Source organism: Thermoflexus sp. (assembly GCF_042408815.1).
Lineage (GTDB): Bacteria > Chloroflexota > Anaerolineae > Thermoflexales > Thermoflexaceae > Thermoflexus.
Genome location: NZ_JBHOQR010000005.1, coordinates 52,495 through 75,705, shown reverse-complemented (window position 1 = coordinate 75,705; position 23,211 = coordinate 52,495). Strand labels below are relative to the sequence as shown.

Here is a 23,211-nt window from a genome sequence, read left to right as displayed (position 1 = left end):
CTTCCTCATGCTGCTCGGGTGGGCGATCGCTTTCCTGATGGTCGTCCGCTATCTTCCCCCCTCTCTTCTACTCTCTCTTTTCTCCTACGTTGCATCCGCCGCGGGGTTCCTGATCGGGATGCTCGGTCTGCTCTTCGCCTGGCGTTCCGGTCGGGAATGATGAGCGCGTGGAGAGCGCCCTCCCCCGGATCCATGACACAGCCATGGTATACTCGGGGAGGAACCTCCTTGGGGAGCCAAGGATGCGCATTACCATTGTCGGTCTGGGAAAAATCGGAATCTCCCTGGGGCTGGCGCTGCGGGAGGCGACGCCCCAGGCCCAGCGGATCGGCCACGATCCGGACCCCGGGCGGGCGCGGGAGGCATTGCGACGACAGGCCGTGGACCGTATAGACGGGAACCTTCCTGGAGCCTGTGAGGGATCCGAACTGATCCTCCTCGCGCTCCCTCTGGCCGAAATGGAGCAGGCCATGCGGGCGATCGCTCCCGTCCTTGCCGAAGGCACCCTGGTGCTGGATACAGCGGAGCTCAAGGCCCCGGTCTTGGCCTGGGCCCGGCACTACCTCCCTCCCACCATCCCATTCATCGGCGGCCATCCGATTCTCCGTCCGGATGTCGGGGAGGAACCCGGACCGGATTTGTTCCGGGATGCCCTGTTCTGTCTGAGCCCGCCGGCTCAGGCTCCTGCCTGGGCCGTGGAGGCGGCCGCCGGGCTGGCCCAGCGGATCGGCGCGCGCCCTTTCTTCATCGACCCCGTCGAGCATGACGGTTGGATGGCGGCTCTCGAGCAATTGCCGTCTCTGCTCAGCGCCGCCCTCCTGTCGGTGTGGTCCGCCGCCCCCGCCCGACGGGAAATGCCCCAGGCGATCGGAAGCCGCTTTGCCCGGATGACCGCAGATCTCCCGGATGCTCCCGATGGGCGGCTGGCGGCAATGGCCAATCGGGAATCCCTGCTCTACTGGCTGGATCGCCTGCTGGAAGCACTGGGGCGTTTGCGGGAGGCGCTGACAGATGTGGAGAATGAGGCCGCTCTGGAGGACGTTTTCCGCGCCGCCCGCCAGATCCGGGAAGCCTGGTTGAAGTCCCGGCGCGAGCGTCTGCAGGCGTTGCCTACGCCGGCGGATCCGCCCAGCCTTCTGGAAACCATGTTGGGGATCCACTCCCTTCGTTCCTCTCGGAAGCAATAAGCCCGGGCGGAGCTTTCGCGAGCTGGGCCTCGTTCTGGACGGCTCGAATCTGATCCTTCGGAGGGCCTCATCGGATGCGGGTATTGATGATCGCGCCGACTTCGTTCTTCAACGACTATGGATGTCACGTGCGTATCCTGGAGGAAGCCAGAGCCCTCCAGTCCCTCGGGCTCCAGGTGAAGATTGTAACCTACTACAAAGGCCGCGATCTCCCGGGTCTGGACATCGTCCGCACCCCTCCTCTGCCGTGGCGTTCCCACTATGAGGTCGGATCCTCTCGACATAAGATCGCTTTCGATCTCTATCTCTCCGCCACGGCGCTGGTCACGGCGCTGCGCTGGCGCCCCCATCTGTTGCACGCGCATCTCCACGAGGGCGCACTCATCGGGAGCGTCCTTCGGATGCTGTTACGGGTTCCGCTGATTTTCGATTTCCAGGGCAGCCTGACCGGGGAGATGATCGATCACCGCTTCCTGAACCCGGATGGGCCCTGGTATCCCCTGATGCGGCGGCTGGAGGTCTGGATCGATCGGCAGCCCGATCGGATCCTCACCAGCACGGTTCACGGGGCCCGTCTCTTGATCGAGGCCTTCGGCGCGCCCCCGGAGCGGGTGATCCCGTTCCCGGATGCGGTCAATACGGAGATCTTCCGCCCTCCGCTCCCCGAGGAGCTGCCGGAGCTCCAGCGCTTGCAGGAGGAATGGGGGATCCCCCGGGGACGCCGCCGGGTGATCTACCTGGGATTGCTGGCTCCCTATCAGGGCACGGATCTGCTGCTGGAGGCGGCCGCTCACGTGATTCATCAGGATCCCCAGGTTCATTTCATAATCATGGGATTTCCGGGGGAAACCTTCTACATGGCCCGGGCCGCCGCCCTGGGGATCTCAGCGCATGTGACGTTTACGGGGAAGCTGCCTTACGAGCACGCCCCGATTTATCTTCGGTTAGGCGAACTGGCGGTGGCGCCCAAAATGTCGGCCACAGAGGGGAGTGGGAAGCTGTTAAACTATATGGCCACCGGCCTTCCGGTGGTGGCCTTTGATACCCCGGTCAGCCGGGAGTTTCTGGGCCGGGACGGCTATTACGCCCGATTGGGGGATGCGGGAAGCTTGGCGGAGTGGATTCTGTATGCCCTCCGTCATCCGGAGGAATCGGTGGAGCGCGGCCGCCGGCTTCGCGCCCGCGCTACGGCCCATTACAGCTGGAGGACCGCCGGTCAGAGGTTATTGGAAATCTATCAGGCTGTTCGACAGGGCAGGCATCTCCCCGCATGGGCCAGCATTTCGCCTCGAAGAGGCGCGGATCCCTCCGCAGCCCGGAAGTCCGCGCGAGAAGAGGCGGGGAGGGCGGCTCCAGATAGCTCCACCCGTATCCGGAAGATGGAAGAATGATCCGGATCTCGCTCGATGGGCGGATACGGGGAAGGCTCCAACCCCGAGCTTCTATGGGGATCAACCTCCAATGGCTATGGCTTGGCTTTATTCCTTGGGGGATTCCTGGGGAAACTGCGGGAAGGGGATCTCCCGTGATCTGGATCCAACCGGGCGATGAGGCGGGGATCGGATGCTTCGCGGGGTTGTTGAATTGTGGCATTATCGGGATCTGCTCTGGCTGCTCACCTGGCGGGATCTCAAGGTCCGATACCGGAATTCGGTCCTCGGCGTGGCCTGGTCATGGATGAACCCCCTGCTGATGATGACCGTATTCACAGTGGTTTTCACTGTGATGAACCGGGGGCCGGCCAGCCTTCCACACTTTCACGCCTTTGTGCTGATCGGCATCCTGGCATGGAACGCCTTCGCCCTCTCTGTGCAGGGAGCTGCGGAGAGCGTCACCGCCAACGCCTCCCTGGTGCGCAAGGTCTATTTCCCCCGCGAGATTCTTCCCCTCTCGGTCGTCCTTTCGAATATGCTGAATTTCCTGATCTCCCTGCCTATCTATTTCGCCATCGCATGGCTCTCCGGGATCCGGCCGACGCCCTGGCTGCTGCTGCTGCCGCTGACGCTGCTGGCCCATGGGTTGTTCACCGCGGGCGTGGCCCTGGCTGTCTCGGCTTTGAATGTGTTCTACCGGGACACCGGGCATATCCTCCAGGTGTTGTTGCTGGCTTGGTTCTTCCTGACCCCGATCTTCTATCCGATATCGGTTTTGCCTCGAAATGCCTCGTTCCTGGGGATCTCGGTGGACGTCTGGCTCTGGACCCGGCGCCTGAACCCCATGGCCTCGATCATCGCTTCTTATCACGATCTCTTTTACTATGGGACGTATACAGCGCCGGAGTTCCTCATTCGGACCCTGGTCACGGCCGGGCTGGTAGGGTTTCTGGGTTATGTGCTGTTCCGCCGGCTCAGCCCCCGCTTCGCCGAGGAAGTTTGAGGGGAGGAGATCTGGCGGCGATCACCCGGCAGAGCTCAGCCGTTCCAGGGCGAAGGCGAAGGGCTCTTCAGCCCGGATCACGGCGGCTGGGATGCCGGCGTTTTTCAGCATGGGAAGAACGCGAGGGGCGGTCTCCGCCCCGCCGAAGGAGGCGGTCTCCAGTACGATGGCGACCACCCGCATGCCTTGAGAGACCAGGCTCCGAGCGGTCATCGCCCATCGCGGATCGCCGGAGGGGGTGATCAGGATGAGGATGGAGCCGCGGGCGATACGGAGGGCATGGGATTGTAAGGCCTGGTGGAAGGGGATCTCGCCATGCGCCCGCAGCAGCGCCAGCCCCTCCAGGAGACGCTCTAACTGGTTTTCCCCGCGATGAGGCGGCAGAAGGAGGCGGCGGGAGCCATACGCCAGGATCCCCACCATCCGCCCGTGTCGCAAAAAGTAGGCGGCCAGGGAAGCGGCGAGGGCGACCGCATATTCTTCCGTGGAAAGAGGGGGAAGCCGGGGCTTCTCGGCCAGCCATTCCTCTTCATCTTGAATCGGCCGATGGACGTGGACATCGGCCATCATATCGAGGACGATCCATACCTCTGCGGCGGGCTCCTGATCGAATTCCTTCACCATCAGGCGCTCCCGCCGGGCCGTGGAAGGCCAGTGGATCCGCTGAAAGGCGTCCCCCGGCTGATATTCCCGCACGCCTCCGGCATTAGGGGTCACCTCCGGGGTCCGCTGCCGGGCGGACTCCCGTTCTCGCCAGAAACCCGGCGGCAGGCCCAGCCGCCTGATCGGCAGGATCGGCGGATAAACCAGCACCTCCTCGGTTTCCGTCAGCTGCAGGGTGGCCTCAAAAAGGCCGAACGGATCGGTTCCGATGAGGGTCAGCGGCCCGAGGCGATACAGCCCCCGACGGCGACAGCGCGTCCGCACCGTCCACAGGCGCTTCCCCCCTCGCCCCAGGTTGTCCAGCACGAAACTGGCGCGGTGGCCGGGCAACGTGGAGCCATCCCGCACCTCCAGCCAGATCTTGGGGAAGAAACCGGTGTTCTGGAGAATGAGGGTTTCTTCAAAGAACCCCCCCACGGCGCTCCGCCGGGAGCGGGGGATCCGTCGGATCTCCAGATCCCGCACGGCGCTCCAGGCCCAGGCGAAGGAGAGGATCAGCAGGGCGAGGAGCAGGTAAGTGAGGTGGTAGAGGATCGAGCGGCCGGTAATCATCGCCGCCAGGCCGGTGATAAGCGTCAGTAGCAGGAGACCCCGCGCCCGTGGCCGCAGAGTCCATCGGGGGATCGGCCGCTCCGGGGAAGCGGGTTGGGAGGGTGGCCAGGAGGGAAGCGCGGTCATGGGGATCGAACCTCCCACGGCACCGTGGGAATGAGCTGGAGCTCTCCTCGATAGACGCGGACCTGCCCGACGATCTCCACCTTTGCTCCTTTTGCTTTCCATCGTTCGGGAACCATGGCGGCGACGTTCTCCCACAGGATCACCGGGAGCATCCCGCTCTCGTCGCGCACGATCAGGCGCAGGCCGGCGGAGAAGCTCCTCGCCTCCACGATGTCCCCGCGGATCTGCACCCGCGTGCCCTGGTCGCCGGGCGTCAGGCTTCCGATGGAACGAAGGGGCGCCTCCGGTCGGATCCCCTTTCTCACGATGATGTCACGACCCTGCTGGGGAAGCAACTCCAGCTCCCCGCGATATGACGTCAGCACCCCGGTGGCCCGGATGGTCGCCCCCAGGTAGAGCCCCTCCCGCCCCGGCACCTCCGCCATCTGCCGGTTCGGGATGAACAGGCGGAGGCGATGCCCCTCCTGTTCCAGGATCACCGCCCATCCGGCGGAGAACCCCTGGAGGTCCATCACCGTCCCCTCTACCGTGAGGCGGGCTCCTGGAGATAGCGTGGACAGCTCGGGAAGTGGGAACGGCGTGGCCGTCGGCCGCGGGCGAGGGGTGGGAGACGGGTGAGGTGAAGGAGAGGGTGTGGGGAGTGGGGTGGGGGTGGGGGAAGGGGAAGGCGTGGACGTCGCGGCCGGAGGCTCCCAGTGTATGTCCAGGGAAAGCTCGGGGAAGAGCACCGGTTCCCCGCGGGCCCGCCGCAGTCTGCCCCAGGCTTGCAGCTGGACGCCCACCGAGGGGGTGGCGGTGAGGGCGGCCTGAAGCTCCCGGGAAAGCCCGATCTCGATCGTCCCCGTATCATCCTGGACCGTCCATCGGCCCTCGGAGCGCTGGATCAGACGGCCGGCGATCCCCACCCAGGCGCCGTCCGGGAGGTCAATCGCCTGAGCGATCGGCCGGGGGCTGGGTGCCCAGGGGATCATCGCCCATCCTTCCGGGTCATCCAGCACCACCTGGAGCGTGTCCTGGTAAAGCCCCAGCGCGCCGGTGATCTGAAGCCCGACGCCCGGGGGGAGCTCCGGCCGTCCGGCCAGATCTTCATACCAAGCTACCTCGACCGCCCCCGTTTCATCCTGAAGCCGGACCAGGGTCAGGTTCGCATAGGGACGACGCACCCTTCGGATCTGGCCGGCGATCCGGATCCGCGTCCCAATGGGAGCGGTCGACAGCGCGCTCAGAGCGAGGGGAAGCGGCTCCGGCCGTTCGATCGTCATGGCGCTGGGAGAGAGAACCTCCAGCATGGGGGGATCCGAATCTTCCCGCACCCGCCCCTCCACCGTCACGATATCTGCGGTTCGGGGGATGCGTCCCTGATGCTGCAACGCCGTAGCGATGGGGCCAGAAGCGAGAACCAGAAGGTTGGCCATCTCATCGCTCAGAGGGAAGAGGAGGCGGGGCCCCTCAGGATCCCAGCGGGGCGGCTCCGCGACCACGCCTCGCACCCGAACATATCCGGCGAGGCCTTTGGAGTGGATTTCGGAAGGCGAGCGGGTGGGCACTGGCTGGAGCCGGATCTGCCACCAGAGGGCCAGCAGCCCGGCGAACGCCAACGCCAGAGCCCCCAGGATTCGGCCCCGGGGGAGGCCCGGGGGGAGGTAACGGGTCCGCATCGTAAGGTCTCCGGATCCGAGGGATTCGTCCATAGATAATGATAGATAGGCGGATCCTTGAAAGGTGCGGCCGCGCGGAGCAGGACGATCGCCAAGCCCACGCCATAGGCTCTTCCCCTTGACAAATGCTCCGGTTGGTGCTTTCATGGGCATAGGGTTAAACGTTTAACTTCGTGGATGATATGGTGACATTACGGGATGTAGCGCGACGTGCTGGGGTATCGATTGCGACGGTTTCCTACGTGTTGAATGGCACGCGCCCGGTGAGCCCGGAGGTGGAGGCCCGGGTGCGGGAAGCGGCTGCGGCCTTGCAGTATCGTCCCAACCGGCTGGCTCGGGGTCTTCGTCGCAAGCGAACCCATGTGCTGGGTCTGATTGTGCCGGACAGTGCGAACCCCTTCTTTGCGGAGGTCGCCCGCGGGCTGGAGGATCTCAGTTTCGCCCATGATTACAGTCTGATCCTCTGCAACTCCGATGGCGATCCGATCAAGGAGCAACGGTATCTGGGGGTTCTGATCGAGCAACAGGTGGATGGGATTGCCCTGGTCTCGGCCAGCGCGACGCCTGCGCATCTGGCTATCCTTCAGGAACGTGGGATCCCCTTCGTCGTGGTGGATCGCGATCTCCCGGGTCTGGAAGCGGATTGCGTGCTGGCGGACAATTTCCAGGGCGGTTATTGGGCCACGCGGCATCTGCTGGATCGGGGCCATCGGCGCATTGCATGCATCACAGGCCCTTCGGATCTCACGCCGAGCGCCGATCGGGTGCGCGGCTATCGAAAGGCCATGGAGGAAGCGGGGGTCGAGCCCCTGGATGTCTGGATCCGTCGGGGGGATTTCCGAGCGCAAAGCGGATATCACGCGGCGCGTTTTTTCTTAAGCCTCCCCCCTGCGATCCGCCCGACAGCGATTTTCGCCTGCAACGATCTGATGGCGATCGGGGCAATGCGGGCGATCGGCGAGGCAGGCCTGCGGATCCCTCAGGATATCGCTCTGGTCGGCTTCGATGATATCGTCCTGGCGGCCTATGTCATCCCACCCCTGACCACTGTGGCCCAGCCCACCTATGAGATGGGCCGGCTGGCGGGGGAGCTCCTCCTTCGCCGGATCCAGGCGGGGGGACGCCCACCGGCCCGTTATCTGCTGCCGGTTCGCATGGTCGTTCGGCATTCCACCTGAGCGGGGAGGTTCTCGATGAAAAAACGGGGGTTACTCAACGCTCCTTTGAGCCGGGTGGTGGCTCAGATGGGTCATGGGGATCTGCTGGTGATCGCCGACGCGGGTCTGCCCATCCCTCCAACGGTCCAGCGGATTGACCTGGCGGTTCGTCCGGGGCTCCCCCCTTTTCTGGATGTCCTCGATGCAGTCCTGGAGGAACTTCACGTAGAGAAGGCGATTATGGCCGTTGAGATGATGGACCGCAGCCCCACATTGTATGCCGCCTTACGGGAGCGACTGGCCTCGATCCCCCTTGAGCACGTGCCCCATGAGGTCTTCAAGGCGATGACGGCGACTGCGCGCGCGGTGGTCCGGACCGGCGAATGCACCCCTTATGCCAATGTGATCTTGGTGTCGGGCGTGATCTTTTAAGTGACTGTGTGTTTTTTCGCTGGCTTTGCCAGGCATTTTCTCTTCGAGGCGGGCAGGGATGGATCACCCTTCGGCGGAGCGGATGAGGAGGCTGGAGCAACCTGCGAATCTGATGTCGGGTCTGGGGGCGTGGGAGGCTCGGGAGCGCTGGACACGGCTGGGGCTGGTTCTAACGTTGGGGATGCTTTGTCTGGTGCTGAGCGTGCTCTCCCCGCGTTTTCTGACGCCAAGCAACCTGATCAATGTGGTCCGTCAGGCCTCTATCAACGGCATCATCGCGGTGGGGATGACACTGGTAATCCTCACCGGGGGGATCGATCTTTCCGTGGGCTCGGTCCTGGCGTTTACAGGGGTGGTGGCGGCCAGCTTGGTGACAGCAGGTCAGTCGCCGGCGCTGGCAATGGTCAGCGCGCTGATCCTGGGATCTCTGATGGGCATGCTGAGCGGAGCCGCTGTGGCCTATTTGCGAATCCCGCCCTTCATCGCCACGCTGGGGATGATGACGGTTGCCCGGGGGCTGGCCCTCAGCTACACCCAGGGGCGGCCGATCACCGGCTTTCCCGAGTCTTTTCGATGGCTGGGGGCGGGATGGGTAGGGCCCCTGCCCGTGCCGGTTCTCGGGATGGCGCTGGTGTTTGGGTTTGGAGGATTTCTGTTGAGCTACACCGTTTTTGGGGAGCACCTGCTGGCCATCGGAAACAACCCGGCTGCAGCGCAGGCGGCCGGGATCCCGCTCCGGCGACATCTGGTGATCACCTATGGCCTGAGCGGGCTCCTGGCCGCTCTGGCCGGGCTGGTCCTGATCGGCCGTCTGGATTCTGCCCCGCCGACCCTGGGGATTGGCTACGAGTTTGATGCCATCGCGGCGGTGGTCATCGGCGGGACTCGCCTGACCGGTGGAGAGGGATGGTTGGGGGGCACGCTGATCGGCGCGCTGATCATCGGGGTGCTCAATAACGGGATCAATCTGCTGAACATCCCGTCCTTTTATGAGCAGGTATTCAAAGGGGGTGTGATCGCCGCGGCACTGCTGCTTCACCGGGCGCTGCGGCGGGAATAGATACGAGCCTTTCCCTCCTCCGGTTAAAGAGGAGAAATCAAGGAGGGACATCCAGCCTTCCCGCTTGGAGCTTCCTTGCGCAGGTCCAAACTTCACAAAAGGAGGAGAAGCGATGCGTATCCGTTCCTTCTGGCCTCTGCTGATGGTTCTGGTTCTGATCGCCGGCGCGTGCGCGCCCGCCACGCCGGCAGCGCCAAGGGCAACGGCCACGCCCGCGGCCGCCCAGCCTCAGGAGGTTGTTCTGGGCCTTTCCCTCTCCACGCTCAACAATCCCTTCTTCGTCACGCTGAAGGAAGGGGCGGAGAAAGCCGCCGCTCAGTATGGCGTGCGGTTGATCGTGGTCGACGCTCAGGATGACCCCGCGAAGGAAGCCGCCAACATTGAAGACCTGATCCAGAAGAAGGTCTCCGCGCTGCTGATCAATCCCACCGACACCAAAGCGGTGGTGCCCAGCATCCAGAAGGCCAATCAGGCGGGAATCCCTGTCTTCACCGTGGACCGCGCGGCGGAGGGCGGGGAGATCGTCTCCCATATCGCCTCGGACAACGTCGCCGGCGGGCGGATGGCAGCGGAGTTCCTTTGCCAGGCCCTGAAGGGTAAGGGCAAGGTGGTGGAACTGGAGGGCATCCCTGGCACTTCGGCTGCCCGGGATCGGGGCAAGGGGTTCAACGAATACCTGAAGGAGAAATGTCCAGGCCTCGAGGTGATCGCCCGCCAGCCCGCGGATTTCAATCGCGCGAAGGGCTTGCAGGTGTTTGAGAACATCCTCCAGGCCCAGCCGCAGATCGATGGCGTCTTCGCCCACAACGACGAGATGGTGCTTGGGGCGATCCAGGCAGCGGAGGCCGCCGGGCGCACTGGGATCATTTTTGTGGGCTTCGACGCGATCGACGATGCGGTGAAGGCAGTGAAGGAAGGCAAGCTGGCGGCCACCGTGGCCCAGCAGCCGGCGGAGATGGGTCGCCTCGCCGTGGAGATGGCCGTCAAGTATCTGCGGGGCGAGAAGGTGGAGAAGTTCATCCCGGTCCCGCTTTCCCTGGTGACCAAGGAGACGGTGAAGTAACCGGGCGGAAGAGGAGCGCTGAGGAAGTGCGTCCCTTGTCAGGGACGCGGATGGCCTCTCCCCGATGCGGGATGGGGCCTGGGGGCGCCTTTGGAGCCCCCAGGCCCCAGAAGCCCAGCGGCAGAGCTCCTCTCCATCGGCGCCAAGATAACCCCCGATAACCGGGGAACATCTCGGAAAGGGAGACCCAGATGGGAGAGCCTTTGCTTCGAGCGGAGGGGATCTCCAAAGCTTTCCCGGGCGTGCAGGCGCTCGATCGAGTCACCCTGGAGATTTTCCCGGGGGAAATCCATGGTCTGGTAGGGGAAAACGGTGCTGGGAAAAGCACCCTCATCCGGATCCTGGCGGGAGCTATCCCGCGGGACACCGGGCGGATCTTCTGGCAGGGCCAGCCGGTGGAGATCGTGGATCCCCGACACGCCCGTCGGCTGGGGATTGCGGTGATCCATCAGGAGCTCAGTCTGCTCCCGAACCTGACGGTGGCCCAGAACTTGCTCCTGGGCCGGGAGCCCCGAACCCCGTGGGGAGGCCTAGATCGACGGGCTATGGAGCAACAGGCCCGCCAGATCCTGCGGGAGCTGGGCCTGGATCTGGACCCTCAAGCTCCGGCGGGAAGCCTGCCCTTCGCCCAGCGCCAGATGCTGGAGATCGCCCGCGCGCTTTCTGAAAAGGCTCGCCTGTTGATTATGGATGAGCCGACCTCGGCGCTGAGCGATCGGGAGATCCATCGCCTGTTCGGACTGTTGCGGGATCTGAAGGGGCGCGGGGTGGCCGTCCTCTTCATTTCCCATCGCCTGGAAGAGGTGTTCCAGATCGCGGATCGGATCACGATCTTGCGGGATGGTCGTCATATTGGGACTTTCTCCATCGCCGAGGTTACGCCCGCGGCGGTGGTTCGAATGATGGTGGGTCGGGAGATGGGTGAGATGTTCGTGAAAACCGCCACCCCGGGTGCGGAGGCGATCCTGGAGGTCCGGGATCTCACCCGTGGGGGCGTGTTCCATGAAGTTTCGTTCGAGGTCCATCGGGGGGAGATCGTAGGCCTGGCCGGCCTGGTGGGGGCGGGCCGGACGGAGGTGGCGCGCGCCATCTTCGGCCTGGACCCGGTGGATCGCGGGGAGATCCGGGTCGAGGGGAAGGCGGTTCGCATCCGCTCCCCGGTGGAGGCGATCCGGCTGGGGATGGCGTTCATCCCAGAGGATCGCAAGGCTCAGGCCCTGTTCCTGAGCATGGCTTTGCGATCGAACATCGCCATCTCCGCTTTGCCCCGCATTGCTCCCCTGGGCTTGCTTTCCAGGCGACAGCTGGATGCCGTGAGCCAGCCCTACATCCGCCACCTGAATATCCGGCCGCCACGCCCCGGCGTGCCCGTGCGCTATCTGTCCGGCGGGAACCAACAGAAAGCGGTGATCGCGCGCTGGCTTCTCCTGCAACCCCGGATCCTGATCATGGACGAGCCCACGCGGGGGATCGATGTGGGGGCCAAAGCCGAGATCCACGCGTTGATGGATCGCCTGGCCCGCGAGGGAAAGGCGATCCTGATGATCTCTTCGGAGCTCCCGGAGATCCTCGGCATCAGCGATCGGATCCTGGTAATGCGAGAGGGGCGGATCGTGGGGGAGTTGAAACGCGAGGAGGCCACAGCGGATCGGGTGTTGGCGCTGGCAATGGGAGGGATGCATGGGCAGGCTGCGTGATGTCCTCGGGCGATGGAGCGGCGTGCTGGTTCTTTTGGCGCTCTGGATGACCCTGACCCTGATGACTCCCCGGTTTCTCACTCCGTCAAATTTGCTGAACGTGGCCCTTCAGTCCTCCATCCTGGCGGTGGTCGCGCTGGGCATGACCCTGACGATTATCAGTGGAGGGATTGATCTATCGGTGGGATCGGTGGTCGCTTTCACCGGGGCGATGACGGCGGGATTGATGGTTCGGAACGGGTGGCCAGTTGGCGGGGCGATCCTCGCTGGGCTGGTCGCCGGGCTGGCCCTCGGTCTCCTGAATGGGGCGCTGGTGGTTTACGGCCGGCTGGTCCCCTTCATCGCTACCCTCTCCACTATGGCCATCGCCCGCGGGTTGACCCTCGTCTATACAAGGGGTTACCCCATCTCCGGATTGCCGGAGGCGTTCACTTTCCTGGGCACTGGGGACTTGCTCGGGATCCCTATGCCGGTCCTCCTGATGGGCGCGGTGGCGCTGGGGGTCAGCCTGCTGTTGAACCACACGCCATGGGGGTTGCATCTGTATGCCGTAGGTGGTGGGGAGGATCTCGCCTGGCTATCCGGTGTTCGGGTGAAGCGGGTGAAAGGGGTTGTATATGGGATGAGCGGTCTTCTAGCTGGGCTGGGCGGGATCCTGCTGACAGCTCGCCTCTGGTCTGCTCAGCCCAATGTGGGCGTCGGCCTGGAGCTGGAGGCCATCGCGGCTTCCGTGCTGGGCGGCGCCAGCCTGAGCGGGGGCTACGGCAGCGTCAGCGGCACCCTGGTGGGGGCACTGGTGATGGGGACGGTCGGAAACGGGCTGAACCTGCTGGAGGTTCCCTCCTACCATCAGCAGATCATTAAAGGCCTTGTCTTTATCTTCGCGGTGGGCCTGGATCGACTGCTGAAGACGGGCCTATGGCCTGTGCCTTCCACACCCGTTCGCCCGAGGGGAACTTCATGAGCGTCCTGGTGCTGGGGAGCATCAATATGGATCTGGTGGCGGTGGCCCCGCGATTTCCCCGACCGGGGGAGACGCTGCGGGGTCATCGGTTTTTCACCGCTCCTGGAGGGAAAGGTGCCAATCAGGCGGTGGCGGCGGCGCGGCTACAGGTCCCTACCCGGATGATCGGCCGAGTAGGGAATGATGTGTTCGGCCCCGCGCTCCGGCAGGCGCTGGCGGGGGCTGGAGTGGATGTGGAGGGAGTGACCATCGATCCCGAAACCAGCTCTGGGACGGCATTGATTGTGGTGGAGGAGGGAGGGCAGAATGCTATCGTGGTGATCCCAGGAGCGAACGGCCGGGTGGGGGCCACGGAGTTGACCCGGCTGGAGCAGTGGCTGCCGGAAGCCCGAGTGCTGCTGCTGCAGCTGGAGGTGCCCCTAGAGGCAGTGATGCGGGCGGCCGAGCAGGCGGCGCGGGCTGGGGTGACGGTGATCCTGAACCCTGCGCCGGTGACGCCGCTGCCGGAGGAGATCTACCCATGGTGTACCTGGCTGACGCCGAACGAGGTGGAGGCGGAGGGGCTGGTGGGGTTCTCCCTGGATGATACCCGGGCGATCGAAGAGGCCGCCCGGATCCTGGTGGGGAAAGGGTGTGCGCATGTGGTGATCACCCTGGGGGAACGAGGATGTGTGTATGCGGATCGCCATGAAGTGCGCTGGGTGTCCTCCTATCGGGTGCCCGTGGTCGATACGGTGGCGGCGGGGGACGCCTTCAACGGGGCACTGGCGGCGGCGCTCTGGGAGGGGCGATCCGTGGCCGAGGCCCTGCGCTGGGCGAATGCTGCGGGCGCTCTCAGCGTAACCCGTTACGGCGCGCAGCCCTCTATGCCCTATCGGGAGGAGCTCCTGGCCTTCCTCGCGCAAAACCCGGAACCGGATGGGGATCCTCCCCCACTGAGCGAGTCCAGGGCGGCCTGAAAACTGAGCATCTGTTCGCCCGAAAGCAAGCTTTTCAGAGGGCGCTTTCACGGGTGGGGTCATGGCCCCATAGGGCGCTCCACCATCCCCACCTCGTAGGGGGAAGCAAAACCCATCGCCCCTTCTCACTTCCCCGGAATGGCCTCGTCGCTTGATCCCCGCTAAACTCCTCTCAGGAAGCCCGCATGCCGGAGGGCGCGATGGTGGTCGCCTATGCCTTCGATCCGATCTTCCTGGAGCATGATGATCCCCAACATGTTGAGCGCCGCGATCGCCTGGAGCGGATCCTCGACGTCCTGCGAGCCCACGGCATTCTGGACCAGACCATGGCGCTTCCGGTTGAGCCGATCCCCCTGCAGCGGCTCAACCGGGTGCATCAGGCCAACTACGTGGAGCGGGTGCGCCGTCTGGCGGAACGCGGCGGGGGTGGCCTGAATTTCCCGGGCGATGAAACGTATGTGACTCCACGCTCTTTTGAGGCGGCGCTGCGAGCGGCCGGGGCTGTCGAGACCGCCGTCGCCGCTGTCTGGGAAGGCCGGGCCGGCCGGGCCTTCGCCCTGGTCCGCCCTCCGGGCCATCACGCCTTCCCTGATCACGGCGAGGGCTTCTGTATTTTCAACAACATCGCCCTGGGCGCTCGCTTCGCCCGGGAGGAGCTGGGGGCTCGCCGGGTGATGATCGTGGACTTCGATCTCCACCACGGCAATGGCACCCAGGCCATCTTCTATACGGATCCCTCCGTTCTCTATCTGTCCACTCATCAGTGGGGGATCTATCCGGGGACCGGGCACTGGCGGGAGATCGGGGCGGGGCCCGGGGAAGGGGCTACGATCAATCTCCCCCTGCCGATGGGCGTGGGGGATCGGGGGTTCGAACGGATTTTCGAGGCGGTGATCGCCCCGGCTGCCCGCCGCTTCGAACCGGAGATCCTGCTGGTCTCCGCCGGCTATGATCCTCACTGGGGGGATCCTCTGGGAGGGTTGACCATGACGGTCTCTGGGTTTGCGGCCTTGACCCGGCGGCTCACGGAGCTGGCGGACACCCTCTGCCAGGGGCGCCTGGTCTTTGTGCTGGAGGGCGGATACCATCGGGACGCCCTGGCCTATGGGGTGCTGGCCGCGTTCCGCCTCTGGCTGGGCCATGAAGAGGTCGTGGACCCTCTGGGTCCGCCCCCTCGGACCGATGAGCCTTCAGTGGAAGGGCTCATCGCGAACGTCCGCCGCCTCCATCGGCTGGAGTAGATCGGGCAGGCCGTTGGATCCTGGAGGGGAAGGGCGATGCGGGATTCCGGCGAACGGGTTTTCATCAAGCTGGGCGGCTCGCTGATCACGGATAAGCGCCGGGAGCGACGGGCTCGCCTCCGGGTCATCCGCCGGCTGGCGAAGGAGATCCGCGAAGCGATGACGGAACGCCCGGGGTTGCGGATCCTGGTGGGCCATGGCAGTGGATCCTTCGGCCACGCCGCAGCTGCCCGCACCCGTATCCACGAGGGGATCTCCCGGCTAGAGGACTGGTGGGGGTTCGCCGAGGTGGCCCTCGCGGCAGCGGAGCTCCACATGCAGGTCCGTCGGGCCTTCCATGCTGCCGGCTTGCCGACCCTCAGCATCCCACCCTCCGCCGTCGCGGAGGCGGCCGGAGGGCGCCCGGCGGCCTTTGAAGTCCGGGCCTTCCAGCGGGCCTGGGAGGTCGGCCTCATCCCCCTGACGGGGGGCGATGTGGTCTTCGATCGGGAACGGGGAGCGGCGATCCTGTCCACTGAGCAGGTGTTCGACGCGCTCCTGGAATCCCTTCGGCCCACCCGCGTTTTGCTGGTGGGGGATGTGGCCGGCGTCCTCGCGGATGGGCCGGATGGACATCAGGTGATCCCCCATTTGACCCCAGAAGGGTTCCGAGAGATCCAGGGCGCGGTCGGCGCATCCCGGGGGATCGATGTCACCGGGGGGATGCGTGCCAAGCTGGAAATGGCCCTGCGCTGGGTGGAACGGGATCCCGAGCTTGAGGTCTGGATCTTCTCCGGGCGACGCCCCGGGGCGCTCCGGGATGCCTTGCGGGATCCCCCACGGATCCGGGGGACCCGGATCACAAGGGTGTGAACTCGGGCGGAACGGCCGCTCGATTCCAGGTTATACTTTTCCAGGGCAATGCCTGCGAGCTCCTGCTCAGCGTTCCTCCAGATCCTTCAGGAGCCGATCGGTGGACAATAAGACGATTCGCCTGACGGCGCTGGCTTCGTGCGCAGGTTGAGCCAGCAAGATGGCCCCGGAGGCCCTGGCGCACGTGCTGCGCCGGCTCCACGAGGAAATCCCGCCCCTGCCCCATCCGGCGGTCCTGATCGGGATCGAGGCGCCGGATGATGCGGCCGTCTATCAGCTGGACGAGGAGACGGCCCTCGTCCAGAGCGCCGACTTTTTCCCGCCGGTGGTGGATGACCCATACGCCTATGGCGCCATCGCTGCGGCCAACGCGATGAGCGATATCTACGCCATGGGCGGGGAGGTCCGTTTCGCCCTCAATCTGGTGGCGTTTCCGGACAGCCTGGATCTGGAGATCCTGGTTCGGATCCTAAAGGGGGCGGCGGATAAGGTGGCCGAGGCGGGCGGGGTTGTTCTCGGCGGCCATACGGTCACCGACCGCGAGCCGAAGTTCGGTCTGGTGGTCACGGGCGTGGCGCATCCGCAACGGATCCTGCGGAAATCCGGGGCCCGGGCGGGGGATGTCCTGGTCCTGACGAAGCCGCTGGGGAGCGGGGTGATCACCACCGCCCTTAAGCGGGATCTGGCCTGGCCGGAGGAGATCGAAGAGGCGATGGCATGGATGATGCGGCTGAACAAGACGGCCGCCCGGCTGGCGGTGAAATGCAACGCCCACGCCGCCACGGATGTGACCGGGTTCGGGCTGCTGGGCCATGTGTGGGAGATGGTGGAGGCCTCCGGGGTGGGGGCGGTCCTGGAGGCTCGCCGGCTCCCCTGGATGCGGGGCGCGCGGCGCTGCGCGGAGGCGGAGGCCTTCGCCGGAGGCCTCTGGCGGAACCGGGAGTTCTACCGACCGCACGTGCGTCTGGAGCCCTCGATCGATGAGATCACGGAGGCCTTGCTGTATGATCCCCAGACCTCCGGAGGGCTGCTGCTGGCCTTCGCTCCGGCCGATGCGGAGGCCTTCTGCGCCCGGATGGCGGAGGCCGGCGAATCAGCCTGGGCCATCGGCCGTCTGGAGGGAGCGCCCGAGATCCAGGTGGTTCCCTGAGCGAAGGCCGTGCCGATGGCCGGGTGGAGGCCATCTACGAACAGGAACCGCGAATGACAGGCTCTGGGTTCGTTGTTCCAGCGTGCGGCTTTCTCTTAGGAAATCGACCGCGGGAGGAACGGGGCATATGTCCAGCGTTGGAATCCCCTTTGAGGAGATCCCCCACACGGCGGACTGGGCCATCCGAGCCTATGGGCGGACGCTGCCGGAGCTGTTCGCGAACGCGGCGATGGGGATGTATAGCCTGCTGGTTGACCTGGATGCCCTGGGAGAGTCCGAGCGGCGGGAAATTGAGGTGGAGGCGGCCAGCCTTGAGGGATTGCTGGTGGCCTGGTTGAACGAGCTGGTCTACCACACGGAGCGGGAGCACTTGGCTTTCAAGCGGTTTGAGCTCCATGAGCTCCGCCCGCCGGATCCCGGGGATCCGGATTCCCTCGGTCGCCTTCGCGCGACTGCTTATGGAGAACGGACCCGGGAGATGCGAAAATATATAAAGGCGGTGACCTATCATAATGTGGCGATCCGGCAGGAGGATGGGCGTTACTGGGTAGAGCTGGTGTTCGATGTGTGAGGAGGGAGATCATGGCGCGGGAGATCCGGAAACAAGATTTCCGACGGATCCATGAGTATCTCTGGGAACTGCCCACCTCGTTCGACCCGCGGATGAATGTCCCCGTCCGCATCTACGCGGACGAGGAGCTGCTGGAGGATGCCCTGGGGGACCTGTCGGTGCATCAGGCGGTGAATGTGGCCTCGCTACCGGGTTTGGTGGGTTATGTGGTGGTCATGCCGGATGTCCATCAAGGCTATGGGATGCCCGTGGGTGGCGTAATGGCCAGCAAGGTGCCGGGAGGAATTATCTCTCCCGGCGCGGTAGGCTATGACATCAACTGCGGCGTGCGGCTGCTGGCGACCAATTTGACCTACGAACAGATCGCGCCACATCTGGCGGAGCTGGCGTCGCGGATCTATTCCAACTGCCCCAGCGGGGTGGGCTCCGAAGGGCATGTCCCCCTGACGGCGCGGCAACTGGACGAAGTGCTGGCGGAGGGAGCCCGCTGGGCGCTGCGCCACGGCTACGCCCGGCCCGAGGATCTGGAGCACACTGAGGAATTCGGCTGCATGCCCAACGCGGATCCGGACAAGGCTACCCCTAAGGCCAAAGAGCGGGGGAAGGATCAGCTGGGCACCCTGGGCGCCGGGAACCACTTCATCGAGGTGGATGTGGTGGATGAGATCTTTGATCCAGTGGGCGCGGAGCGAATGGGGCTCTTCGAGGGGCAGGTCGCCGTCCAGATCCATTGCGGCTCCCGCGGCTTCGGCCACCAGATCTGTACCGATTACCTCCAGCGCTTCGAGCGGGTGATCCATAAGTACGGCATCAAGCTGCCCGACAAGGAGCTGATGTGCGCGCCCATCGATAGCCCGGAGGGGCAGGATTACCTGAAGGCGATGGCCTGCGCGGCGAACTTCGCCTTCTGCAATCGCCAGATCCTGGCTCACTACATCCGCAAGAGCTTTGAGGAGGTCCTCCAGCCGAAGGGCATCGCCCACGACGTCTGGCAGGTCTACGACATCGCCCATAACATGGGTAAGATCGAAACCCACGAGATCGACGGCCAACGGATGACTGTGTGCGTCCATCGGAAGGGGGCCACCCGCGCCTGGGGTCCGGGCTCCCCAGGGCTGCCGAAGAAATACGTGGATATCGGGCAGCCGGTTCTGATCCCCGGCTCGATGGGCACGGCGTCGTATGTGTTACTGGGGACGCCCGGGTCTATGGCCCAGACCTTCGGAAGCACCTGCCACGGGGCCGGCCGTGTCATGAGCCGTGCCCAGGCCAAGCGGGAGATCCGCGGCGAGAAGCTCAAGGCCGAACTGGAAAGCCAGGGCATCGTCGTCCGCGCCGGCTCCATGGCCGGGCTGGCCGAGGAGGCTCCGCGAGCTTACAAGGACGTCAGCCGCGTGGTCGAGGTGGTCCATCACGCGGGGATCGCCAAGAAGGTCGCCCGGCTCCGGCCGATTGCAGTGATCAAGGGGTGAGGATCCCCAGGGTTTGAGGGGGAACCGGATCGCCCGCGGCGACCCACTCCGCCGGCTCGCTTCGAGCCCAACCGCATCCGCTCGAAATCCATCCGGGTGGCTTCTCGAGGATGAACTCCTCCATCGCGGAGCGCTGGGAACAGGTTCAGGAACGGATCACGCGCGCAGCTCGTCGGGCTGGCCGGGATCCGGGGGAGATCACCGTGGTGGCCGTGACCAAGACAGTGCCGCCGGAGCGGATCCTGGAAGCGTATGCCTGTGGGCTGCGGATCTTCGGGGAGAACCGGGTGGAGGAAGCGGAGGGGAAAATCCCGCAGGTGCAGGCCATGCTGGGCGGCGCGGTGGCGATCCGATGGCATATGGTCGGCCATCTGCAACGGCGGAAGGCCCGGCGGGCCCTGAGCCTGTTCGACGTGATCCATTCCGTTGACTCGGTGCCGCTGGCGGAGAGGCTCAGCCGGCTGGCGGGGGAGAGGGGGCAACGGGCGAGGATCCTGCTGGAGTGCAATGTCTCCGGCGAGGCGAGCAAATACGGCTTCCCTCTGGATCGCTGGGAGGACGATGCGGCTCAGCGGGAGGCTTTCTTCGAGGCGGTCGCCCGGATCCTGGATCAGCCCGGCCTGGAGGTCCTCGGGTTGATGACCGTCGCGCCCATCGCCCCCGATCCCGAAGCGGTCCGACCGGTGTTTCGCCGGCTCCGAACGCTGCGGGACGCGCTGGCTGCGCGGTTCCCCCAGGGCTCCTGGGAGCATCTCTCCATGGGCATGACCGACGATTTCGAGGTGGCCATCGAAGAGGGCGCAACCATGGTCCGCCTGGGGCGGGCGATTTTCGGCGAGCGTCCCTCGTCATGACGCTCGTTGCCCTTCCCGTAGAGGGCCTGGAGGACGGGAGCCATTATCACGGCCCCGCGAATTTCCTTGAGGAAAGCGACCATGCCTGGAATGCTGAGCTCCCTGATCGATGCCCTGGTCAATCTCTACGTGCTTCTGATTGTGTTTTATGTGTTCGCCTCCTGGATCGGCCTCGATCCGTGGCATCCAGCCCGACGCCTCCTGGCGAGCGCGGTGGAGCCCGTGTTGAATCCCCTGCGGCGCTACCTCCCCCCGGTGGGCGGGCTGGATTTCAGCCCCCTGGTGGCGATCCTGTTGATCGAACTGGCGGGGCAGTTTCTCCGGGCGCTTCTCATGGGGTGGTTCTGAGCCGGCGGAGCGGGGCAGGCGATGAAACGACCCGCTCTCTTTTTTCTCCCGCGGGCTCTTCATTTTCCACGGGTTGCATTGACGAGCGTTCATGGGGGGATTAGAATTTACACCGTTCAAGAAAGATCGGCCGCGGGGAGTCTCTGGCGGCTCCCTCATTCGCCCGTGCGAGGGCTTCGGATAGCGGTGAGGTCGAGAGGCCCCACGGAGCAGGGAGCAGAGAGGGGCGGCTCATCGGGCCTATACCAGGTTCGGTTGCCTCCATTTGAATAGCCGGAGAACGCTGAGGCAGGAGGAGATCGGGGATGCTGGCCAAACGGGTTGCTGTCGTCATCGGTGGCCTCATCATCGGGATCGCGCTGGAGCTGTGCGCCCTGGCGCTTTATGCGATCCCGCCTGCGAAATATGGATGGCTCTATCATCTGGGCACTGCGGTGCCTCTGGCGCTGGCCGCGATGATCGTGCTGGACGCCGTGCTGAAGACGGAGATGCTCCCTTGAGGGTGTTCAGAGGTCAGGTTCGAGCTGGGAGAGATAGCTCGATCCGCCCTTCGAGCAACTCGCGAGATTCTCGGGTGGGGATCGCCTTCGGCGATCCCCACCCTTTTGTTTGTCTACCTTGCCGCGCTTACAGCAAACCAGCCGCTCGCAGGGCCTTCAAAGTCGTGCGCCGGCTTTTGCGCAGCTTGGCCGCCTTTTTGCGCTTGCGGATCACACTGGGCGGCTCATAGTAGCGCCGGCGCCGCAGCTCCGATAGCAACTTGTCGGCCTGGATCTGCTTGTTGAATCGCTTGAGGGCCGACTCGAAGGACTCCCCCTCCTCAATGATCACGCGGGCCAATGTCCCCACCCCCTTTCTGGGTATAGAGTTCTTCAGCCCATTATACCGTTTCGAATGAAGGGCTGTCAATGGGATGCCGCGGTCGTTCCCAGATTTTGGGGAAGCCCTTTGGACCGGGGGCGCTGGAGCGGGCGCGGTTCCGACTTCCGGCATCGGATAGAGAGGCCGGGGAGGGCTATCGGAATCGGGGGAACGGCCAACCGCGCCAGCTATCGAAGCCGGCGGGGCATGTGGAGTGCCCGATACACCCGATAATGGCGATCATCGAACAGGATCTCCACGTTTCCAAAGACCCGCTCAATGATCGTGCGATAAGGCAGCACCACCGCCCCAACCAGATAGAGCCGCCCTCCAGGGCGCAACACAGAAGGAGCATCATATACGAATTGTGTGGCGACTTCCCGTTCGACTCCGAAGCCTTGGTGGATCGGCGGATTGGTCACCACGACATCGAACAGTTCTCCCCGCACGCCATCGATGACGTCACTGAGACGGACTTCCACGTGAGGCAGGGAATAAAGGGCCAGAGTGCGGCGGCTCGCCTCCAGGGCCGCCGCACTGATATCCACCATCACCACTCGACCTTCCCGCGCTTCGTGGCCGGCGATCACCCCTACGATCCCATATCCGCATCCCAGATCCAGAACGTGATCCGCGGGGCGGATCTCCATCTGTTCGATGAGATGACGGGTTCCCTCATCCAGGGCAGACCACGAGAACAGGCCAGGGCGAGTGATGAAGCGCCATGGGCGGCCCCGAACGACCGCCTCCCGTTCCACGAAATCATCTCCGGGAGGCTCGATCTCCAGGTGAGCCGGGCGGGAGGCCACCGCCACTCGATAGCCGCTTCCATACGCCCATACTGGAGCCCGACCGAAGAGATCCCGGGCGTAAGCGATGATGCTGTCTACGCCGCCTCGCTTCGGCCCGGCCAGATAGAGCCGTCCCCCAGGCTTCAGCGCCCATGCCGCGAGGCGCACCAGGCGTTGCGCTACCTCCTTGCCCTTGGGGATGTTCAAAAGAACCACATCAAAAGACCCGGGCTCCAGGAGGGGATAGCCATCGCCATGGAAGATCCGGGCGCGCCCCTCCAAGCCGTTCATCGCCATCGTGCGCCGAGCAGCTTCCACCGCCAGGCCGTGGTCGCTGGCCAGGATGATCCGACCGGTTGTACGTCGGGCGGCCAGCACCCCCAACCATCCCACCCCGCAGTTCAAATCAAGGACGTGATCCTCGGGGCCGATCTCCATCACCTGGGCGATGAGGGCCACACCCGGATCGACATGGCTCCAGATCTCCAGGCCTGGCTTCCCCGCCCAGCGGATCCGCTCTCCGCCGATGCGATCCTCGAATTCCCGCCAGACATAGTAATCCGTGACTCCCATGGCACGCCCTGTCGGCGCGGGAAAATATTGAACCCCCGTGCGCAGGTCCCCGGCCTTATAAACGGGAAGTGGGCGAGGCCCACTCCAGGACCCCGCCCACTTCCGCACAGGTGGAGGCGGCGGGAATCGAACCCGCGTCCGGAAGATTCGATCGCCGGCGCCTACAGGCGTATCCGGTTTTTCCCTCTCGCCGGCCGGTCCTCCCACCGGCAAGGTCTCCGGCCGGCCAGCCCCTTAGGCTTAGGCGGCCTTCCGGGGCGCCTGGCCGCCGCACGCCGACTTTGTCACACCCGATCCGGCCCCGTCGGCGATGGGTCCGGTCGAGCGGGTCCCCTCAGCGGGGGACCGTCCCCTCACGCTGGCTTAGGCGGCCAGCGGGAGAGCCGCGTAATCGCGGTTGGCACTTATTGTTTGCTCGGGTTGTTCACGGGGTCCGAGCGGCCCCGACCTGCCGCCGACGATCTGCCTCCCCCGTCGAGCCCTTTTCGCCCCCTCGGGCACTTTTATTATATCGCACATCCAGCTTCTGGGGAAATGCTCGCTCCGCCCCCTTCTCTCTTCGCAAGGCGAAGGCGGATTTGTCACCTCAACCAGCCCTCTGCAT

At 64.9% G+C, this 23,211-nt stretch carries 23 protein-coding genes and 1 other RNA gene; 19 read left to right on the top strand and 5 right to left on the bottom strand.

The window, feature by feature from the left end:
• The first annotated feature begins 7 nt into the window (after positions 1-7).
• The 4 genes from ACFMO3_RS03255 (at position 8) to ACFMO3_RS03240 (ending at position 3,563) form a co-directional block, all read left to right on the top strand.
• Positions 8-160: a hypothetical protein gene (locus ACFMO3_RS03255; protein WP_376789002.1), complete on the top strand. Its 153-nt coding sequence runs from the start codon at positions 8-10 to the stop codon at positions 158-160.
• 82 nt (positions 161-242) lie between these two features.
• A complete protein-coding gene (locus ACFMO3_RS03250; RefSeq protein WP_376789001.1) occupies positions 243-1,187 on the top strand; it encodes a prephenate dehydrogenase in 945 nt (314 codons plus the stop codon).
• Positions 1,188-1,261: 74 nt separating this feature from the next.
• Entirely contained in the window at positions 1,262-2,578 is a 1,317-nt protein-coding gene (locus tag ACFMO3_RS03245) for a glycosyltransferase family 4 protein (protein WP_376789000.1), read from the top strand.
• Between the two features lie 172 nt (positions 2,579-2,750).
• Positions 2,751-3,563: an ABC transporter permease gene (locus ACFMO3_RS03240; protein WP_376788999.1), complete on the top strand. Its 813-nt coding sequence runs from the start codon at positions 2,751-2,753 to the stop codon at positions 3,561-3,563.
• Between the two features lie 21 nt (positions 3,564-3,584).
• On the opposite strand, the gene ACFMO3_RS03235 is transcribed toward ACFMO3_RS03240, so the two are convergent.
• Together ACFMO3_RS03235 and ACFMO3_RS03230 are read right to left on the bottom strand one after the other, a co-directional pair.
• Positions 3,585-4,904 (bottom strand): DUF58 domain-containing protein, encoded by a 1,320-nt coding sequence (locus ACFMO3_RS03235; RefSeq protein ID WP_376788998.1) that lies wholly within the window; start codon positions 4,902-4,904, stop codon positions 3,585-3,587.
• Positions 4,901-6,562 (bottom strand): hypothetical protein, encoded by a 1,662-nt coding sequence (locus ACFMO3_RS03230; protein WP_376788997.1) that lies wholly within the window; start codon positions 6,560-6,562, stop codon positions 4,901-4,903. The genes ACFMO3_RS03235 and ACFMO3_RS03230 overlap by 4 nt, the downstream gene beginning before the upstream one ends.
• A gap of 182 nt (positions 6,563-6,744) precedes the next feature.
• Here ACFMO3_RS03230 and ACFMO3_RS03225 point away from each other — a divergent pair, with 182 nt between their 5' ends.
• From ACFMO3_RS03225 to ACFMO3_RS03155, 15 genes are all read left to right on the top strand, one after another.
• Positions 6,745-7,740, top strand: coding sequence for a LacI family DNA-binding transcriptional regulator (locus ACFMO3_RS03225; RefSeq protein WP_376788996.1), 996 nt, complete (start codon positions 6,745-6,747; stop codon positions 7,738-7,740).
• A 15-nt stretch (positions 7,741-7,755) separates the two neighbouring features.
• Positions 7,756-8,151 carry a D-ribose pyranase gene (rbsD, locus tag ACFMO3_RS03220; RefSeq protein WP_376788995.1) on the top strand — a complete coding sequence of 132 codons (396 nt, stop codon included), beginning with the start codon at positions 7,756-7,758 and terminating at the stop codon, positions 8,149-8,151.
• Positions 8,152-8,263: 112 nt separating this feature from the next.
• Positions 8,264-9,211, top strand: coding sequence for an ABC transporter permease (locus ACFMO3_RS03215; protein ID WP_376788994.1), 948 nt, complete (start codon positions 8,264-8,266; stop codon positions 9,209-9,211).
• Between the two features lie 112 nt (positions 9,212-9,323).
• Positions 9,324-10,274: a ribose ABC transporter substrate-binding protein RbsB gene (gene rbsB, locus ACFMO3_RS03210; RefSeq protein ID WP_376788993.1), complete on the top strand. Its 951-nt coding sequence runs from the start codon at positions 9,324-9,326 to the stop codon at positions 10,272-10,274.
• A gap of 191 nt (positions 10,275-10,465) precedes the next feature.
• Positions 10,466-11,971, top strand: coding sequence for a sugar ABC transporter ATP-binding protein (locus ACFMO3_RS03205; RefSeq protein ID WP_376788992.1), 1,506 nt, complete (start codon positions 10,466-10,468; stop codon positions 11,969-11,971).
• On the top strand, positions 11,955-12,935 hold the full coding sequence (locus ACFMO3_RS03200) for an ABC transporter permease (RefSeq protein WP_376788991.1): 981 nt from the start codon (positions 11,955-11,957) through the stop codon (positions 12,933-12,935). Before ACFMO3_RS03205 ends, ACFMO3_RS03200 begins: the two co-directional genes overlap by 17 nt.
• On the top strand, positions 12,932-13,894 hold the full coding sequence (gene rbsK, locus ACFMO3_RS03195; RefSeq protein WP_376788990.1) for a ribokinase: 963 nt from the start codon (positions 12,932-12,934) through the stop codon (positions 13,892-13,894). Before ACFMO3_RS03200 ends, rbsK begins: the two co-directional genes overlap by 4 nt.
• Before the next feature lie 185 nt (positions 13,895-14,079).
• A complete protein-coding gene (locus ACFMO3_RS03190; protein ID WP_376788989.1) occupies positions 14,080-15,135 on the top strand; it encodes a histone deacetylase in 1,056 nt (351 codons plus the stop codon).
• 36 nt (positions 15,136-15,171) lie between these two features.
• The gene (locus ACFMO3_RS03185) at positions 15,172-15,987 is read left to right on the top strand and encodes an isopentenyl phosphate kinase (protein WP_376788988.1); all 816 of its coding nucleotides are present in this window, start codon (positions 15,172-15,174) and stop codon (positions 15,985-15,987) included.
• A 100-nt stretch (positions 15,988-16,087) separates the two neighbouring features.
• The gene (gene selD / locus ACFMO3_RS03180) at positions 16,088-17,137 is read left to right on the top strand and encodes a selenide, water dikinase SelD (RefSeq protein ID WP_376788987.1); all 1,050 of its coding nucleotides are present in this window, start codon (positions 16,088-16,090) and stop codon (positions 17,135-17,137) included.
• A gap of 127 nt (positions 17,138-17,264) precedes the next feature.
• Positions 17,265-17,708 (top strand): archease, encoded by a 444-nt coding sequence (locus tag ACFMO3_RS03175; RefSeq protein ID WP_376788986.1) that lies wholly within the window; start codon positions 17,265-17,267, stop codon positions 17,706-17,708.
• A gap of 11 nt (positions 17,709-17,719) precedes the next feature.
• The gene (locus ACFMO3_RS03170; protein WP_376788985.1) at positions 17,720-19,180 is read left to right on the top strand and encodes an RtcB family protein; all 1,461 of its coding nucleotides are present in this window, start codon (positions 17,720-17,722) and stop codon (positions 19,178-19,180) included.
• Positions 19,181-19,290: 110 nt separating this feature from the next.
• A complete protein-coding gene (locus ACFMO3_RS03165) occupies positions 19,291-20,034 on the top strand; it encodes a YggS family pyridoxal phosphate-dependent enzyme (RefSeq protein WP_376788984.1) in 744 nt (247 codons plus the stop codon).
• An 81-nt stretch (positions 20,035-20,115) separates the two neighbouring features.
• A complete protein-coding gene (locus ACFMO3_RS03160; protein WP_376788983.1) occupies positions 20,116-20,382 on the top strand; it encodes a YggT family protein in 267 nt (88 codons plus the stop codon).
• 305 nt (positions 20,383-20,687) lie between these two features.
• Positions 20,688-20,882 carry a hypothetical protein gene (locus tag ACFMO3_RS03155; protein ID WP_376788982.1) on the top strand — a complete coding sequence of 65 codons (195 nt, stop codon included), beginning with the start codon at positions 20,688-20,690 and terminating at the stop codon, positions 20,880-20,882.
• A 127-nt stretch (positions 20,883-21,009) separates the two neighbouring features.
• On the opposite strand, the gene rpsU is transcribed toward ACFMO3_RS03155, so the two are convergent.
• The 3 genes from rpsU to ssrA all read right to left on the bottom strand — a co-directional run bounded on the left by rpsU (position 21,010) and on the right by ssrA (position 23,100).
• Positions 21,010-21,213, bottom strand: coding sequence for a 30S ribosomal protein S21 (gene rpsU, locus ACFMO3_RS03150; protein ID WP_376789010.1), 204 nt, complete (start codon positions 21,211-21,213; stop codon positions 21,010-21,012).
• A gap of 218 nt (positions 21,214-21,431) precedes the next feature.
• On the bottom strand, positions 21,432-22,607 hold the full coding sequence (locus ACFMO3_RS03145; RefSeq protein WP_376788981.1) for a class I SAM-dependent methyltransferase: 1,176 nt from the start codon (positions 22,605-22,607) through the stop codon (positions 21,432-21,434).
• Between the two features lie 108 nt (positions 22,608-22,715).
• Positions 22,716-23,100, bottom strand: a transfer-messenger RNA (tmRNA) gene (ssrA, locus tag ACFMO3_RS03140).
• Positions 23,101-23,211: the final 111 nt, after the last annotated feature.